The 15,492-nt window shown below is 62.0% G+C and carries 16 protein-coding genes; 6 read left to right on the top strand and 10 right to left on the bottom strand.

Going from position 1 to position 15,492, the window contains the following annotated elements; translation table 11 throughout:
• Window positions 1-77: 77 nt before the first annotated feature.
• From secB to PSH81_RS01660, 3 genes are read right to left on the bottom strand one after another with little or no spacing between them, the layout of a single operon-like run.
• Window positions 78-557, bottom strand: a complete 480-nt coding sequence (gene secB / locus PSH81_RS01670; RefSeq protein ID WP_226457629.1) for a protein-export chaperone SecB — start codon at window positions 555-557, stop codon at window positions 78-80.
• 34 nt (window positions 558-591) lie between these two features.
• Window positions 592-843 (bottom strand): glutaredoxin 3, encoded by a 252-nt coding sequence (gene grxC / locus PSH81_RS01665; protein WP_192298402.1) that lies wholly within the window; start codon window positions 841-843, stop codon window positions 592-594.
• A 1-nt stretch (window position 844) separates the two neighbouring features.
• On the bottom strand, window positions 845-1,258 hold the full coding sequence (locus PSH81_RS01660; RefSeq protein WP_192298403.1) for a rhodanese-like domain-containing protein: 414 nt from the start codon (window positions 1,256-1,258) through the stop codon (window positions 845-847).
• 151 nt (window positions 1,259-1,409) lie between these two features.
• Here PSH81_RS01660 and gpmI point away from each other — a divergent pair, with 151 nt between their 5' ends.
• The 6 genes from gpmI to PSH81_RS01630 all read left to right on the top strand — a co-directional run bounded on the left by gpmI (window position 1,410) and on the right by PSH81_RS01630 (window position 9,626).
• The gene (gpmI, locus tag PSH81_RS01655) at window positions 1,410-2,936 is read left to right on the top strand and encodes a 2,3-bisphosphoglycerate-independent phosphoglycerate mutase (RefSeq protein WP_226457628.1); all 1,527 of its coding nucleotides are present in this window, start codon (window positions 1,410-1,412) and stop codon (window positions 2,934-2,936) included.
• Between the two features lie 259 nt (window positions 2,937-3,195).
• Entirely contained in the window at window positions 3,196-4,491 is a 1,296-nt protein-coding gene (locus tag PSH81_RS01650) for a murein hydrolase activator EnvC (RefSeq protein WP_192298405.1), read from the top strand.
• Window positions 4,492-4,521: 30 nt separating this feature from the next.
• Window positions 4,522-5,838, top strand: coding sequence for a S41 family peptidase (locus PSH81_RS01645; protein ID WP_192298406.1), 1,317 nt, complete (start codon window positions 4,522-4,524; stop codon window positions 5,836-5,838).
• A 1-nt stretch (window position 5,839) separates the two neighbouring features.
• Window positions 5,840-6,625, top strand: a complete 786-nt coding sequence (locus PSH81_RS01640; RefSeq protein ID WP_226457627.1) for a divergent polysaccharide deacetylase family protein — start codon at window positions 5,840-5,842, stop codon at window positions 6,623-6,625.
• 66 nt (window positions 6,626-6,691) lie between these two features.
• A complete protein-coding gene (locus tag PSH81_RS01635) occupies window positions 6,692-8,281 on the top strand; it encodes a serine protease (RefSeq protein ID WP_226457626.1) in 1,590 nt (529 codons plus the stop codon).
• A gap of 79 nt (window positions 8,282-8,360) precedes the next feature.
• Window positions 8,361-9,626 carry a Vps62-related protein gene (locus tag PSH81_RS01630; RefSeq protein WP_226457625.1) on the top strand — a complete coding sequence of 422 codons (1,266 nt, stop codon included), beginning with the start codon at window positions 8,361-8,363 and terminating at the stop codon, window positions 9,624-9,626.
• Here the strand turns inward: PSH81_RS01630 and PSH81_RS01625 are convergent.
• From PSH81_RS01625 to PSH81_RS01595, 7 genes are all read right to left on the bottom strand, one after another.
• Complete coding sequence (locus PSH81_RS01625) at window positions 9,579-10,334, bottom strand: ABC transporter substrate-binding protein (RefSeq protein WP_226457624.1); 756 nt, start codon at window positions 10,332-10,334, stop codon at window positions 9,579-9,581. The genes PSH81_RS01630 and PSH81_RS01625 overlap by 48 nt on opposite strands.
• 66 nt (window positions 10,335-10,400) lie before the next feature.
• On the bottom strand, window positions 10,401-11,171 hold the full coding sequence (gene hisF, locus PSH81_RS01620; RefSeq protein WP_003171107.1) for an imidazole glycerol phosphate synthase subunit HisF: 771 nt from the start codon (window positions 11,169-11,171) through the stop codon (window positions 10,401-10,403).
• A gap of 9 nt (window positions 11,172-11,180) precedes the next feature.
• Window positions 11,181-11,918, bottom strand: coding sequence for a 1-(5-phosphoribosyl)-5-[(5-phosphoribosylamino)methylideneamino]imidazole-4-carboxamide isomerase (hisA, locus tag PSH81_RS01615; RefSeq protein ID WP_008435688.1), 738 nt, complete (start codon window positions 11,916-11,918; stop codon window positions 11,181-11,183).
• A 39-nt stretch (window positions 11,919-11,957) separates the two neighbouring features.
• Complete coding sequence (locus tag PSH81_RS01610; protein WP_133076491.1) at window positions 11,958-12,215, bottom strand: DUF2164 domain-containing protein; 258 nt, start codon at window positions 12,213-12,215, stop codon at window positions 11,958-11,960.
• A complete protein-coding gene (hisH, locus tag PSH81_RS01605; RefSeq protein WP_226457623.1) occupies window positions 12,216-12,854 on the bottom strand; it encodes an imidazole glycerol phosphate synthase subunit HisH in 639 nt (212 codons plus the stop codon).
• Window positions 12,854-13,447 carry an imidazoleglycerol-phosphate dehydratase HisB gene (hisB, locus tag PSH81_RS01600; protein ID WP_003218037.1) on the bottom strand — a complete coding sequence of 198 codons (594 nt, stop codon included), beginning with the start codon at window positions 13,445-13,447 and terminating at the stop codon, window positions 12,854-12,856. The genes hisH and hisB overlap by 1 nt, the downstream gene beginning before the upstream one ends.
• A 221-nt stretch (window positions 13,448-13,668) precedes the next feature.
• Entirely contained in the window at window positions 13,669-15,330 is a 1,662-nt protein-coding gene (locus PSH81_RS01595; RefSeq protein ID WP_226457622.1) for an OFA family MFS transporter, read from the bottom strand.
• Window positions 15,331-15,492 lie beyond the last annotated feature (162 nt).

The following is a 15,492-nucleotide window of genomic DNA, read 5'->3' as shown; positions in this document are numbered from 1 at the left end:
TCACTGAAAATATCGACTGATGGACCGCATTCGCGAGCAAGCCCGCTCCCACATTTAGTTCTGCGTCAGGTTCAGGATTACTGAACCGTCGAAGAACCTTCCTGTTGCATGCGCTGCAGCTCTTGCGCGTACAGGGCATCGAAGTTCACCGGAGCCAGCATCAGCGCCGGGAACGAGCCACGGGTGACCAGGCTGTCCAGGGTCTCACGGGCATACGGGAACAGGATGTTCGGGCAGAACGCGCCCAGGGTGTGGCTCATGGAGGCTTCGTCCAGGCCCTGGATCAGGAAGATACCGGCCTGTTGCACTTCAGCGATGAAGGCAACTTCTTCGCCGTTCTTGACGGTGACCGACAGGGTCAGCACGACTTCGTGGAAGTCGCCTTCCAGTGCCTTTTGACGGGTGTTCAGGTCCAGCGCGACGCTTGGGGTCCATTCCTGACGGAAGATGGCCGGGCTTTTCGGCGCTTCGAACGACAGGTCACGCACGTAGATGCGCTGCAGCGAGAACTGTGGGCTTTGGTCTTGCGCAGCTTCGGTGTTCTGTTGGTCAGTCATCGCAGATCCTTGTGATCTTGGGGTCTTTTAGGGGTTAGGCGAGCAGCGCATCAAGCTTGCCGGCGCGCTCCAGGGCAAACAGGTCGTCGCAACCACCGATATGCCGGGTGCCGATCCAGATCTGCGGCACGGACGTGCGCCCCGCTTTCTGGGCCATCTCGGCACGCACCTGGGGTTTGCCGTCGACCTTGATCTCTTCGAAGGCAACGCCCTTCTGCTCCAGCAAGGCCTTGGCCCGCATGCAGTAAGGGCACCAATCGCTGGAATATACGACAACCTGGCTCATATCACTTCACCAGCGGAAGGTTGTCGGCTTTCCAGCTGCCGATACCGCCGGACAGTTTGGCGGCAGTGAAACCGGCCTTGAGCATTTCGCGGGCGTGGGTGCCGGCGTGTTGGCCCTGGGCGTCGACCAGGATAATGGTCTTGGCCTTGTGCTTTTCCAGCTCGGCCATGCGCGCGACCAGCTTGTCCTGTGGAATGTTCAGGGCTCCGACGATATGGCCGGCGGCAAATTCCTTGACCGGGCGGATGTCCACGACAACGGCCTCATCCTTGTTGACCAGCGCGGTCAGCTCCGATGTGCTCAGGCTGCGGCCACCACGGCTCATCTCGTGAGCGATCAGCAGCGCCAGCAGGATGACGAAGGCACCCACGAGCAGATAATGGGCAGTGGCAAATGCAATCAGGTGATCAACCATCAAGGAGGTTCCAGGGCGTTAAAATGGCGGTAAGTATACACAGCCGTCAGGGGGGGCCAACCCCCGTAAAGCGGTGACGCGGTTGGAACTTCGCTTTAAACTGCCACTCCCTTTTCAATCGCCTTCCTTTATTACCGCCACGAGAGGATCTATGACTACTACGCCTAAACCTTTGGTCCTGATAATTCTCGATGGCTTCGGACACAGCGAAAGCCACCACGACAACGCGGTGTACGCGGCCGACAAGCCGGTCCTCGACCGCTTGACCGCCAGCATGCCCAACGGCCTGATTTCGGGTTCCGGCATGGATGTCGGCCTGCCGGACGGCCAGATGGGCAACTCGGAAGTCGGCCATATGAATCTCGGCGCCGGACGAGTGGTCTATCAGGACTTCACCCGCGTCACCAAAGCGATCCGCGACGGCGAGTTCTTCGAGAACCCAACCCTCTGCGCCGCCGTCGATAAAGCTGTCGCTGCCGGCAAGGCCGTGCACTTCATGGGCCTGCTGTCCGATGGCGGCGTGCACAGCCACCAGGACCACCTGGTCGCCATGGCCGAGCTGGCCTTCAAGCGCGGTGCCGACAAGATCTACCTGCACGCCTTCCTCGACGGCCGCGACACCCCGCCGAAAAGCGCGCAATCGTCCATCGAACTGCTCGACGCCGCCTTCGCCGCCCTGGGCAAGGGCCGCATCGCCAGCCTCATCGGCCGCTACTTCGCCATGGACCGCGACAACCGCTGGGACCGCGTGTCCCAGGCCTACAACCTGATCGTCGACGGCCAGGCCGAGTTCAACGCCGCCACCGCCCAGCAAGGCCTGGAAGCCGCCTACGCCCGTGGCGAAAGCGACGAGTTCGTCAAAGCCACCACCATCGGTGAGCCGGTCAAAGTCGAAGACGGCGACGCCGTGGTGTTCATGAACTTCCGCGCCGACCGTGCCCGCGAACTGAGCCGCGTGTTTGTCGAGGATGACTTCAAAGAGTTCGCGCGCGCGCGCCAGCCGAAAGTGCACTACGTCGGCCTGACCCAATACGCCGCCAGCATCCCGGCCCCCGCCGCGTTTGCACCGGGCAGCCTGGAAAACGTGCTGGGCGACTACCTGGCGAAAAACGGCAAGACCCAGCTGCGCATTGCCGAAACCGAAAAATACGCCCACGTGACCTTCTTCTTCTCCGGCGGCCGTGAAGAACCGTTCCCGGGCGAAGAGCGCATCCTGATCCCATCGCCAAAAGTCGCCACCTACGACCTGCAGCCGGAAATGAGCGCACCGGAAGTCACCGACAAGATCGTCGACGCCATCGACAACCAGCGTTACGACGTGATCGTGGTCAACTACGCCAACGGTGACATGGTCGGCCACAGCGGCAACCTCGCCGCCGCGATCAAGGCCGTGGAATGCCTGGACACCTGCGTCGGCCGTATCGTCGAGGCTCTGGAGAAAGTCGGTGGCGAAGCGCTGATCACCGCCGACCATGGCAACTGCGAGCAGATGTCCGACGAATCCACCGGCCAGGCCCACACCGCCCACACCACCGAGCCGGTGCCGTTCATCTATGTGGGCAAGCGCGACCTGAAAGTGCGCGAAGGCGGCGTGCTGGCGGATGTGGCGCCGACCATGCTGAAGCTGATGGGGCTGGAGAAGCCGGTTGAAATGACCGGCACTTCGATTCTGGTCTGATCCACAGCACACCACCAACCCCTTGTGGAAGCGGGCTTGCCCGCGAATGCGTTCGTTCAGTCGACAGCTTCAGTGACTGACACACCGTATTCGCGGGCAAGCCCGCTCCCACATTGGTTTTGCGTCGTCTGGAAGATGTCCTTTTGCCATCTCCCCACCGCTCGGCACCTATCTTGCCCACCAGCCCGAATTGGGCGTTTTTTTTGCAGCGCTTGCCGGGCATACTAGGCCGTCCATTTCCCTGGTGTCGCCCGCCTCTATGCTTCGCGCCCTGATTACCCTTGCCCTTGCCTGCCTGCTCCAACCGGCGTTTGCCGATGAGCGCGCACAAACCCAACAACAGTTGGACGCCACGCGTCAGGACATTACCGAGCTGAAAAAGCTGCTCGGCAAGCTCCAGGAAGAAAAATCCGGGGTGCAGAAAGACCTGCGCGGCACAGAGACCGAGATGGGCAAGCTGGAGAAGCAAGTCCAGGAGCTGCAAAAAGAACTAAAGAAGAGCGAGTCGGAACTGGAGCGACTCGACGCTGAGAAAAAAAAACTCCAGGGCGCCCGCGTTGAACAGCAACGCCTGATCGCGATCCAGGCCCGTGCCGCCTACCAAAGCGGCCGCCAGGAATACCTCAAGCTGCTGCTCAACCAGCAGAATCCGGAAAAATTTGCGCGCACCCTCACCTATTACGACTACCTGAGCCAGGCGCGCCTCGCGCAATTGAAGGGTTTCAACGAAACCCTGCGCCAACTGGCCAACGTCGAACAGGAAATTGCCGACCAGCAATCGCAGCTGCTTGACCAGAAAACCGCCCTGGACACCCAGCGCGACCAACTGGAGCAGGTGCGCAAGGAACGCCAGCTGGCCTTGGCCAAGCTCAATGACGACGTAAAAGCCCGCGACGCCAAGCTGCAGGCCCGCGAGCAGGACCAGGCCGACCTGGCCAAAGTGCTCAAGACCATTGAAGAAACCCTGGCGCGCCAGGCACGCGAGGCTGAAGAAGCGCGGCAAAAAGCGCTGATCGCCCAGCAGGAAGCCGAAAAAAAGCGCCAGCGTGAGGCCGAGCTGGCCGCCAGCTCGGACGCCCCGGCGCCGCGTAAACCGGCGCATGCAGCCCCTGGCCCACTGGTTTCCAGCGCCGGCGAGAACTTCGGCGGTCCTTTTGCTTCAGCCCGCGGCAAACTTCCATGGCCTGTTGATGGTCGATTACTGGCACGCTTTGGGGAAACCCGTGGTGATGACACCCGTGCCAAGTGGGACGGCGTGATGATCAGCGCCTCCGCCGGTAGCCAGGTGCATGCCGTTCACGGTGGGCGCGTGGTGTTTGCCGATTGGCTGCGGGGCGCCGGTTTGTTGGTGATTTTGGATCACGGTAATGGCTATTTGAGCCTTTATGGCCACAATCAGACATTACTCAAGTCGGCAGGTGATGTTGTAAAAGCCGGTGAATCCATCTCCACTGTCGGTAACAGTGGTGGCCAGGACACCCCGGCGCTGTACTTCGCTATTCGTCAGCAGGGTCGCCCGAGCGATCCTGCACAATGGTGCCGTTCCCAAGGATAGGGCCGCACCTACATTAGGAGTTCGTTCGACATGCTGCATTTGTCCCGCCTCACTTCGCTGGCTCTGACGATCGCCCTGGTGATCGGCGCGCCTCTGGCTTTCGCCGACCAGGCCGCACCGGCTGCACCTGCCGCCTCGGCCGCGACCACCAAGGCGCCGTTGCCGCTGGACGAGCTGCGCACCTTCGCCGAGGTCATGGACCGGATCAAGGCAGCCTATGTCGACCCCGTAGACGACAAGACCCTGCTGGAGAATGCCATCAAGGGCATGCTCAGCAACCTCGACCCGCACTCCGCCTACCTGGGCCCGGAAGATTTCGCCGAGCTGCAGGAAAGCACCAGCGGTGAATTCGGCGGCCTGGGCATCGAAGTCGGCGCCGAAGACGGCAACGTCAAGGTCGTCTCGCCCATCGATGACACCCCGGCGTCCAAGGCCGGCATCCAGGCCGGCGACTTCATCGTCAAGATCAATGGCCAGCCTACCCGCGGCCAGACCATGACCGAAGCCGTCGACAAGATGCGCGGCAAGATCGGCCAGAAAATCACCCTGACCCTGGTGCGCGACGGCGGTGCGCCATTCGACGTGACGCTGACCCGCGCGACCATCACGGTCAAGAGCGTGAAGAGCCAGTTGCTGGAGTCGGGCTACGGCTACATCCGCATCACGCAGTTCCAGGTCAAGACCGGCGACGAAGTGGCCAAGGCCCTGGCCAAGCTGCGCAAGGACAACGGCAAGAAGCTCAACGGCATCGTGCTCGACCTGCGCAACAACCCCGGTGGCGTGCTGCAGGCGGCGGTGGAAGTGGTCGACCACTTCATCACCAAGGGCCTGATTGTGTACACCAAGGGCCGTATCGCCAACTCCGAGCTGCGTTTCTCGGCCACGGGCAACGACCTCAGCGAAGGCGTGCCCTTGGCCGTGCTGATCAACGGCGGCAGCGCCTCGGCCTCGGAAATCGTCGCCGGCGCCCTGCAAGACCAGAAGCGCGGCGTGCTGATGGGCACCACCAGCTTCGGCAAGGGCTCGGTGCAAACCGTGTTGCCGCTGAACAACGACCGCGCCCTGAAGATCACCACCGCGCTGTACTACACGCCGAACGGTCGCTCGATCCAGGCCCAGGGCATCGTACCGGACATCGAAGTACGCAAGGCCAAGATCACCAACGAGGCCGACGGCGAGTACTACAAGGAGGCCGACCTGCAAGGTCACCTGGGCAATGGCAACGGCGGTGCCGACAAGCCTAGTGGCAGCGGCGTCAAAGCCAAGCCGATGCCGCAGGACGATGACTACCAACTGGCCCAGGCGCTGAGCCTGCTCAAGGGCTTGAGCATCACCCGCAGCCGTTGATATGCGTTTTGCCCTGATCATCGCTGTGCTGTGCAGCCTGGCAGGCGTCGCGCAAGCGGCCCCTGCCGGCGCGCCGCACAAAGCCTACCTGACCCTCATCATCGACGACCTTGGGCAAAACCTGCCCAGGGATCGCCGTGTATTGGCCCTGCCCGGCCCGGTAACCACCGCGATCATGCCCGACACGCCCCACGCCGCCGAATTCGCCCGCGAGGCGCACAAGGCCGGCAAGATCGTGATCCTGCACATGCCCATGGACCCGGCCACCGGCCCGTTCGCCTGGCACCCCGAGCTGCCCATCGAAGAGCTTGGCAAGCGCCTGGACGCCGCGTTCAAGGCCGTACCCTACACCGCCGGCATCAACAACCACATGGGTAGCCGCATGACCGCGCAACCGGCAGCCATGGCCTGGTTGATGGATGAGCTGCAACGGCGCAACAAGTTCTTTGTCGACAGCCGTACCAGCGCGCAGACGGTGGCCGCCGCCCAAGCGCAGAAGATCGGCCTGGCCAGCGTTTCCCGCGACGTGTTCCTGGATGACGAACGCACCGAAGCGGCGATCACCGCGCAACTGCAGACCGCAATCAAGCTGGCCCACAAACAAGGCTCGGCAGTGATGATCGGCCACCCGTACCCGCAGACCCTGGCGGTACTCGAGCGTGAATTGCCCAAGCTCAAGGCCCAGGGCGTGGACTGGATCGACATCAAGCTGATGATCAGCCTACGCAGCAACCAGGCGATGGCCGGGCATGGCAAGGACGGCACCTACCGTCCAGCAGCTAGGTAAGTACCACCCATCCCCAACCCCGGTCCTGAATAGTGCGCCTTTAGGTTCACGCTTACAGGACACTTCATGAACATCACCCACCTCACACTCTGCGCCCTGCTGCTCGGCAGCCTCACCGGATCACTCACAGCTGCACCGCGGGATTTCGGCGAAGGCCTGCCAAACAGCAGCCCCGCACGCATGCTCAGCAACGCGCGCCATGAACACGACCACTGGAATGGCGTCGGCCGTATTCGCAACGAAGCCCAGACCCTGTGTACGGCTACTTTGCTGGACACCCGCGACGCCGCCGGAAAATCCGGCCCGGCCTACGTACTCACCAGCAGCCATTGCCTGCACCGCCTCAACGGCGCAGTGCAAAAGGACCTGCCGATCAAAGGCAGCATCAGCTTCAACTACTTCGACGACACCCTGGAGTCGATCAAGACCTATTCGCTCAAGACCCTGAAATGGGGCAGTAGCCAAGGCATGGACCTGGCCATTATCGAATTGCAGACTTCACTGGCGGCCTTGCTCAAGGCCGGAATCAACCCACTCAAACTCGCCGAAGAAGTCCCTGCCGATGGCAATGACATCCTTGCCCTGACCGCTCCGGAATGGGACACCCTGCACCTCGGCGCATGCGTCCAGCAAAGCTCCCAAGAGCTGGTGGAGCAACCGTTCGTATGGCGCGTCACCCTGAAAAACCAATGCCCGGGCATCATGCGCGGCAGCTTTGGCGGGCCTCTGCTCGACCGTGCAACCAACACCGTGTTCGGCATTCTCAGCACCAGCACCAGCGGCCAACCCGAGGAGCGCAAATGCCAGCGGGACGCGCCGTGCGAAGTCAACCAAGGCCAAGCCTCCTGGCACGCCGAGACCAACTATGGCAGCCCGGTGACGTTCCTCAACCGCTGCTTCGCGGCCGGGGTATTGAAACCCGACAGCGAGCACTGCGACCTCTTCCCGACAACCACGATCACCTTCAAAAATCCGGAGCCGATCCAGCAGTACTTCATCAAGCAGCCTGGCACCAAAGGCAAGGACATCGTGCCGCGCTGGAACCTGGCCTTCACCACCAACACCCCGTTCTACCGCTACAAGACCACACGCCGTGCGATTGACTGCGAAAACCCGGTGCACTACAGCTCGCCCATCAACGCCGAAAACGCCCACATCAACGATGCCATCGGCCCACAGACCGGCATGCAGATGCTGTGCATCGTCGGCGTAGCTTCCGCCGAACAACCTGTGACCAACGGCATGATGCGCAACGCGTTGACCCTGGCCGTCGAACTCGCCGAACCCGGGCCGGCGCGCACGCCCAACCTGACGATCAGCCTCGACAAACATGGCCTGGGGGCCTACACCGTGATCTGGAACCTGGCCTCGCCATTCATGCATCGCTACACCTACAAATATGGCCCGGCCGCGACCACCGATTGCCTGCGTCCTGCCGCCTACTTGCCAATCCCACCCCCGCCATTGCTCACCGAAGTGGACGAGGACGAGCCCATTGACCTGGTGCGGCCCCTCAATGACTTCCCTGGGATGCAGACGGAAAAGTTCGCCCAACTGATCAGCGTCAGAAACACGCCAATCAAGATTTGCACGTATGCATTCGACCAGGCCGACCAACCTTCAACCCTGCGGGTCGATCTGCTCAAGCCGCGCTGAATGCACCCTACATAGCTACCGCTGGACGCCGCCGGGATTGACCGATAGTGCCCCCTCCAATCAACTGGAGAGATTCCCCATGAATCCGCTGCAATTCAACGACCTGCTCATCAGCTTTACCTGCGAGTTCCTGCCGCTGTGGAACGACAAGGGGTCAGGCGCCCACCGCGCCATCGGCCTGTGGCGGCCCAGCACGACATCCGATGCCCTCAGTCAGTTTTTCCCACTGGGTGACATCGCCACCGGCAGCTATCGCAACATCAATCAACGCAAGATCGTCGCCGTGGTCAGCGATGCCAACAAGGTCAATGGCACCGCACTGCGCCCGCCGGCAGACTATGAGCAAGTGTGGAAGGATGCAGGCTCGGGTGCGCGAAACGATTTTTCCATCTGGCGGCCGCTGCCACCTGAAGGCTATGTAGCTATGGGCCTGGTGTGCGGCGTAGGTTATGAAAAACCTTCGAGCAATGCCGTACGCTGCGTGCGCGCCGACCTGGTGACGAGCGCCCAGCCCGGCGATTTGATCTGGAGCGACGAAGGCAGTGGCGCCTCTCGGGACTTCAGCGCCTGGTCGATCAGAGTGCCGGACGCAGCGCCCGGCGAGATCAACCTGGCGCCCGGGACGTTCGTCGCCAACGCACGCTACACCCGGCCCACCGAGCCGACCTACGCACTGCGCTTGCCCCTCAGCGCGCCACTGCGCGAACCCCCGCCACCGCCGGTCCTCACCAGTTACGCCGGCCCCGACGAGGCCGCAACCACGCCCACGACCCATGTGTGCCTGCTGCCGTGGTTCAGCGTCAAAGACCCGGAGTTGAATGCCATCGAACAGCTGCTGTCCTCACCGACCTACCGCCTGGAACGCACCGACCGCCATCTGTTCGCCGGCTTCGGCCACAACACCACCGACACCAGCCAACCGTTCATGTGGACCGCCAACAAGGGCGAAACAGGCAACCATTCCAGGGCCCTGGCCGCGACAACCTGCGTCGATCTGTGCAGCGAATGGCCTCCCAAATACCGTGTATTCGAATTGAATTTCTCGGCGCATCTGGAACAGGACTTCACCCACACCCAACGTTCGGCCAAGGGCTGGAATCAAGCCTCGTCGCTGGACATCATCACCTACGTTCCCGCCAACAAGGCCGTCGCCGCTTACCTGATCCAGAGCGAATACCGCTTGCTGCGCCAGGACGGCAGCCAGGTGTCGACCACCGTCAGCTACACCAGCGGCGATCAAATCTATATGAGTGAATTTCCCCGCGAAGAATCGCCGCCGGCGGTGACGCAAGCCGCGCTAGAGGTAGCGGGCCATGATCTCGTCGATGAGACCGTCGCGCCGTAGCTGATCGAGCGTCGCCTGCAGCTTGAGCACCACCTCGTCCGGCACTTGCTTGTTGAGCGCCAGGTACAACTGCGCACTGTTGAAGCGCAGCACGGTCTTGAGGCCGGTGACGCCCACCTGGCGGGCAAGGTAGCGCCCGGCGGGATCGCCGGTGGCCCACAGGTCGATCTGACCATCCAGCAGCTTTTGCGCATTGTCCTGGTCGCGCAATACCACTACCGGGTTGAGGCCCTGCTTCTCCAGGGTCTGAGCAATGGCATCGCCCTTGTACGCGCCGATCCTGTAACGGCGCGCATGTTCGAGGTCAGTCAGTTGGATCGTGCTGTCGGCCTTGGCCAGCAGCACCCAATCGTCCGGGCCGATGGGGCCGACCCATTTGAACAGGGACTCGCGGTCCGGCAGGCGAGCCATCACGAATACGCCGTAGCCGGGTTTTTCCAGGGCGAGCTTGTAGATGCGCTCCCAAGGAAAACGTAGGGTCAGGTTGTAGGAAATGCCGGCACGCTTGAAAGTCTCGCGGACGATGTCCACGGCAATGCCTTCGATGTTCTCTTCCTTGGCGAAGTTCTTGCCGTTCTTCGCCATGTTGTACGGCGGGAAGTTTTCCGTCAGCAGCACCAGGGAGGTGTCGGACGGCTCCTCGGCGTGGACAGAACCCGCCAAAAGAATGGAGGTACTGGCGAGGACGAGCAGAAGATCTTTGAACATGAAGGTTACCGGAATCCATGGCAAGCGCAGAGAGTGCCCCGCGCCTGCCATGGTGTCCAGCAGCGTTTAGCGAACGACGATACCGCGCGCCGCCATGTAGGCCTTGGCCTCGGGAACGGTGTATTCGCCAAAGTGGAAAATACTCGCCGCCAGTACCGCACTGGCGTGGCCTTCGATGACACCGTCGGCCAGATGTTGCAGGTTGCCGACGCCGCCGGAGGCGATCACCGGGATACCCAACGCATCGCTGATGGCGCGGGTTACGCCCAGGTCGAAGCCGTTTTTCATGCCGTCCTGGTCCATGCTGGTCAGCAGGATTTCACCGGCGCCCAGGCCTTCCATTTTCATCGCCCACTCCACCGCGTCCAGGCCGGTCGGCTTGCGACCGCCGTGGGTGAAGATCTCCCAGCGCGGGGTTTCGCCCGGGCCGGAGACTTTCTTGGCGTCGATGGCCACCACGATGCATTGCGAGCCGAAGTGCTGCGCGGCTTCGCCGACGAACTCCGGGTTGAACACGGCGGCGGTGTTGATCGAAACCTTGTCCGCACCGGCATTGAGCAGGTTGCGGATGTCTTGCACGGTACGCACGCCACCGCCCACGGTCAGCGGGATGAACACCTGGCTGGCCATGCGCTCGACGGTATGCAACGTGGTGTCGCGACCGTCGACGCTGGCGGTGATGTCGAGAAAGGTAATCTCGTCGGCACCTTGCTCATCGTAGCGACGGGCGATTTCCACCGGGTCGCCGGCGTCACGGATGTTCTCGAACTTGACGCCCTTGACCACGCGACCGTTGTCGACGTCCAGGCAAGGGATGATGCGTTTGGCCAGCGCCATGGTCAGTCCTCAGCCGTTATAGGCGTCGCAGTAAGCCTGGGCTTCGGCGACGTCCAGGGTACCTTCATAAATCGCGCGGCCGGTGATGGCGCCGATGATGCCGGGCGCCTTGGCGTCCAGCAGCGACTTGATGTCACCCAGGTTGTGAATGCCGCCCGAAGCGATCACCGGGATTCTGGTCGCCGCAGCCAGCGCCGCAGTGAACGGCACGTTGCAGCCCTGCATCATGCCGTCTTTGGCGATGTCGGTATAAACGATGGCAGAAACGCCGTCGGCTTCGAACTGCTTGGCCAGGTCGATCACCTGCACCGTGCTGATTTCAGCCCAGCCGTCGGTGGCGACGAAACCGTCCTTGGCGTCCAGGCCCACGATCACTTTGCCCGGGAACGCGCGGCAGGCTTCGGCGACGAAGGCCGGGTCTTTGACGGCCTTGGTGCCGATGATCACGTAGCTCACGCCGGCCTTGACGTAGTGCTCGATGGTTTCCAGGGAACGGATACCGCCACCGATCTGGATCGGCAGGTTCGGGTAGCGCTTGGCGATCGCCGTGACCACTTCACCGTTGACCGGCTGGCCTTCGAAGGCGCCGTTCAGGTCCACCAGATGCAGACGACGGCAGCCCCCTTCCACCCATTTGGCAGCCATGCTCACCGGATCATCGGAGAACACGGTGGAGTCTTCCATGCGGCCTTGGCGCAGACGTACGCAGGCGCCGTCCTTGAGATCGATAGCGGGGATAATCAGCATCTGGCAAACCTTATTCGATATTCAGCAATGCTTGGGAAATCAGGGTTTCTCAAGCGACCACAGGTCGCTTTCGATGCTTTCGAAGCGCTCTTTGAGCAGCGTCTGTGCGTCGAAAATCGCCCTGTTGTAATAGTGCGGAGCAACTTCGGTGGTGAACAGTTCGAGGATCTCGGCGACCTCGAACGAACCCAGCTTCAGCTCGAAGCGATCTTCCATGAACCGCTTGATCTTGAGGGTAGCCTCACTCTCCTGTTCGGGCGTGAGGTTCAAGAGCGGCAACTTCGGCTTCTTGGCCATTTACCAGCTTCCGTTCCAGGTGGCGAAGTTCTGCAGCAATTGCAGGCCATGGGTATGGCTTTTCTCCGGGTGGAACTGCACGGCAAAGCGCGAACCTTCGGCCAGCGCGGCGGCGAAGTCGACGCCGTAGTGCCCGCCACCCACCACCTGGCCCGGGTTACCGGCGGCGATGTAGTAGCTGTGCACGAAGTAGAAACGCGCCAGGTCCGGGATGTCGTGCCACAGCGGGTGGTCGACGGTCTGGCTGACCTCGTTCCAGCCCATGTGCGGCACTTTGAGGTGTGCGCCGTCTTCATGCAGGTCCTTGCCGAAGAACTTCACCTGGCCCGGGAACAGCCCGATGCAGTCGACGCCATCGTTCTCTTCACTGCGATCGAGCAAGGCTTGCATGCCCACACAGATGCCGAGGAACGGACGGTCCTGGCTGACTTCACGCACCAGGCTGTCGAAGCCCAGGCGGCGGATCTCGGCCATGCAATCGCGAATCGCGCCAACGCCGGGGAATACCACCCGGTCGGCTTCGCGAATCACGTCTGCATCGCTGGTGATCAGCACCTTGCCGGCACCTACGTGTTCGAGGGCCTTGGCCACCGAGTGCAGGTTACCCATGCCGTAATCGATAACCGCGACCGTCTGCATTACAGGACGCCCTTGGTCGAGGGCATTTGCCCGGCCATGCGATCATCCAGCTCCACGGCCATGCGCAGGGCGCGGCCGAAAGCCTTGAACACGGTTTCGATCTGGTGGTGGGTGTTGGTGCCGCGCAGGTTGTCGATGTGCAGGCTGACAAGTGCGTGGTTGACGAAACCCTGGAAGAATTCCTGGAACAGGTCGACGTCAAAACCGCCCACGGTGGCGCGGGTGTAGGGCACGTGCATCTGCAGGCCTGGGCGGCCGGAGAAGTCGATGACCACACGCGACAGCGCTTCGTCCAGCGGGACATAGGCGTGGCCGTAGCGACGGATGCCTTTCTTGTCGCCGATGGCCTTGGCAAATGCCTGGCCGAGGGTGATGCCAACGTCTTCCACCGTGTGGTGGTCGTCGATGTGCAGGTCGCCCTTACTGACGATATCCAGGTCGATCAGCCCGTGACGGGCGATCTGGTCCAGCATGTGCTCAAGAAAAGGTACACCGATATCAAATCGGGCCTTTCCGGTGCCATCCAGGTTGATCGAGGCTTTGATCTGGGTTTCCAGAGTGTCGCGCTCGACGGACGCCTTACGTTCGGCCATCACCAGCTCCGCAAAATCATTGGGCGAAAAAGGCAGCCATTATAGGGGCGCGGGCGCCAAACAGAAACATCGGAGGGGATAAGACTGATGGAGTGTCGAGGATAGACATGTGCATACAACTGTGGGAGCTGGCTTGCCTGCGATGCGGGCACCTCGGTCACTCAGACAGACCGAGGTGATGCTATCGCGGGCGAGCCAGCTCCCACAGGGTTTTTGCGGTATTAGTGGAACAGTACCGCCGTCTTCTGCAGGGTCACCCACACACCCCACGCCAACGGAATACCGACCACCAGCCACGCGGCAATCGCCAATGGCACGGTGCCGGGCGCCGCTTTCCACTCCAGGGAAGTGGTGGCGTCCGCACCTTTGTCATGCCCCAGCGCCTGCTCGGCCGCCAGTTCGGCATCGGTCATGAAGTACTTGTCCGCCACCGGGCGGACCAGCATGTTGCAGACGAACCCCAGCACCAGCAGGCCAGCGAGGATATACAAGGTGATGTCGTAGGCCGCGGCACGTTCAACGCCGATGCTCAGTTGATATTCACGCAGGTAGTTCACCAGCACCGGGCCCAATACGCCCGCCGCAGCCCATGCGGTCAGCAGGCGACCGTGGATCGCGCCGACCATCTGCGTACCGAACAAGTCGGCCAGGTAAGCCGGAACCGTCGCAAAGCCACCGCCGTACATCGACAGGATGATGCAGAACGCCGCCACAAACAGCGCCACGTTGCCCAGGTGCCCCAGGTTCGGGATCAGCGCGTACAGGGCAAAGCCCAGGGCGAAAAACACGAAGTAGGTATTTTTACGGCCCAGGTAGTCGGAGAACGACGCCCAGAAGAACCGGCCACCGATGTTGAACAAGCTCAGCAGCCCGGTGAAGCCCGCCGCGATGGCGGCGATGGACGCCAGTTGACCCGCATCCAGCTGGCCGAACGGCACATCCACGCCCAGCAATTTGCCGCCGAACACTTCCTGCAGCAGTGGCGAAGCCATGCCAAGGATACCGATACCAGCAGACACGTTCAGGCACAGCACCAGCCACACCAGACGGAATTGCGGGGTCTTCCACGCCACATTCACGTGCACGTGACGGTGGGTGATCATCGCATTGCTGGCTTTTTTCGCCGGCGCGGTCCAGCCCTCAGGCTTCCAGCCGGTCGGCGGTACGCGGTAGGACAAGGCACCGCCGATCATGAACACGAAATAGATCGCGGCCATCACCAGGAAGCTCTGCCATACCCCCACGCTGTCGGGCGTGGCGAAGTGGCCCATCAAGGCTGCCGCCAACGGGGCGCCCACCATCGCGCCGCCGCCGAAGCCCATGATCGCCATGCCGGTCGCCATGCCGCGCTTGTCCGGGAACCACTTGATCAGGGTCGACACGGGCGAGATGTAGCCCAGGCCCAGGCCAATGCCGCCAATCACGCCGGAACCGATCCACATTAGCCAGATCTGGTGGGTGTAGATACCCAACGCCGAGATCAGCAGGCCGCCACACCAGCACAGCGCCGATACGACACCGGCCTTGCGAGGCCCGGCATGTTCCAGCCAGCCGCCCCAGATCGCTGCCGAGCAGCCCAGGAAAATGAAGAACAGGGTGTAGATCCAGCCCAGCATGGAAATGGGCCAGTCGCATTGGGACGAGAAGACTTGTGCGATAAAGCTCATGTCCGGCGCGCAGGCCAACGGCTTGGTGATCCCCAGCGCCTTCGACAACGGCAGCCAGAACACCGAAAAACCGTAGGCCATGCCGATGCACAGGTGGATAGCCAGCGCGGCCGGCGGGACCAGCCAGCGGTTGAAGCCCGGCTTGGCGATGATGCGCTCCTTGGACAGGAACGCAGGCTGTGCGGCAGTTAAAGCTGCCGCAGTGCTTGTGCTCATTGGTGTTTCCCCCAGTTGTTAGTATGTGTTCGTCAGGCGCTCTCTCCCTCGACCTTGCACGCAAAGCGTTGGCCGTTGTTTTGAGTCAAGCTCCATTTGATGCGCGACGTTGTGTCGCAGAAGGCAGACGAACCCGCGCAGATTAGCACCTGTGAATGCCAG

The organism is Pseudomonas sp. FP2335 (assembly GCF_030687535.1).
Classification (GTDB): domain Bacteria; phylum Pseudomonadota; class Gammaproteobacteria; order Pseudomonadales; family Pseudomonadaceae; genus Aquipseudomonas.
This window is presented reverse-complemented; position numbering and strand designations above follow the sequence as displayed.

Bases quoted from the DNA above. Each gene is read 5' to 3' on its own strand.
- hisA (WP_008435688.1), bottom strand. From the start codon at position 11,918: ATGCTGATTATCCCCGCTATCGATCTCAAGGACGGCGCCTGCGTACGT.
- gpmI (WP_226457628.1), top strand. From the start codon at position 1,410: ATGACTACTACGCCTAAACCTTTGGTCCTGATAATTCTCGATGGCTTC.
- PSH81_RS01650 (WP_192298405.1), top strand. From the start codon at position 3,196: ATGCTTCGCGCCCTGATTACCCTTGCCCTTGCCTGCCTGCTCCAACCG.
- hisB (WP_003218037.1), bottom strand. From the start codon at position 13,447: ATGGCCGAACGTAAGGCGTCCGTCGAGCGCGACACTCTGGAAACCCAG.
- PSH81_RS01635 (WP_226457626.1), top strand. From the start codon at position 6,692: ATGAACATCACCCACCTCACACTCTGCGCCCTGCTGCTCGGCAGCCTC.
- PSH81_RS01595 (WP_226457622.1), bottom strand. From the start codon at position 15,330: ATGAGCACAAGCACTGCGGCAGCTTTAACTGCCGCACAGCCTGCGTTC.
- hisF (WP_003171107.1), bottom strand. From the start codon at position 11,171: ATGGCGCTGGCCAAACGCATCATCCCTTGCCTGGACGTCGACAACGGT.
- PSH81_RS01660 (WP_192298403.1), bottom strand. From the start codon at position 1,258: ATGGTTGATCACCTGATTGCATTTGCCACTGCCCATTATCTGCTCGTG.
- hisH (WP_226457623.1), bottom strand. From the start codon at position 12,854: ATGCAGACGGTCGCGGTTATCGATTACGGCATGGGTAACCTGCACTCG.
- secB (WP_226457629.1), bottom strand. From the start codon at position 557: ATGACTGACCAACAGAACACCGAAGCTGCGCAAGACCAAAGCCCACAG.
- grxC (WP_192298402.1), bottom strand. From the start codon at position 843: ATGAGCCAGGTTGTCGTATATTCCAGCGATTGGTGCCCTTACTGCATG.
- PSH81_RS01645 (WP_192298406.1), top strand. From the start codon at position 4,522: ATGCTGCATTTGTCCCGCCTCACTTCGCTGGCTCTGACGATCGCCCTG.
- PSH81_RS01640 (WP_226457627.1), top strand. From the start codon at position 5,840: ATGCGTTTTGCCCTGATCATCGCTGTGCTGTGCAGCCTGGCAGGCGTC.
- PSH81_RS01610 (WP_133076491.1), bottom strand. From the start codon at position 12,215: ATGGCCAAGAAGCCGAAGTTGCCGCTCTTGAACCTCACGCCCGAACAG.
- PSH81_RS01630 (WP_226457625.1), top strand. From the start codon at position 8,361: ATGAATCCGCTGCAATTCAACGACCTGCTCATCAGCTTTACCTGCGAG.
- PSH81_RS01625 (WP_226457624.1), bottom strand. From the start codon at position 10,334: ATGTTCAAAGATCTTCTGCTCGTCCTCGCCAGTACCTCCATTCTTTTG.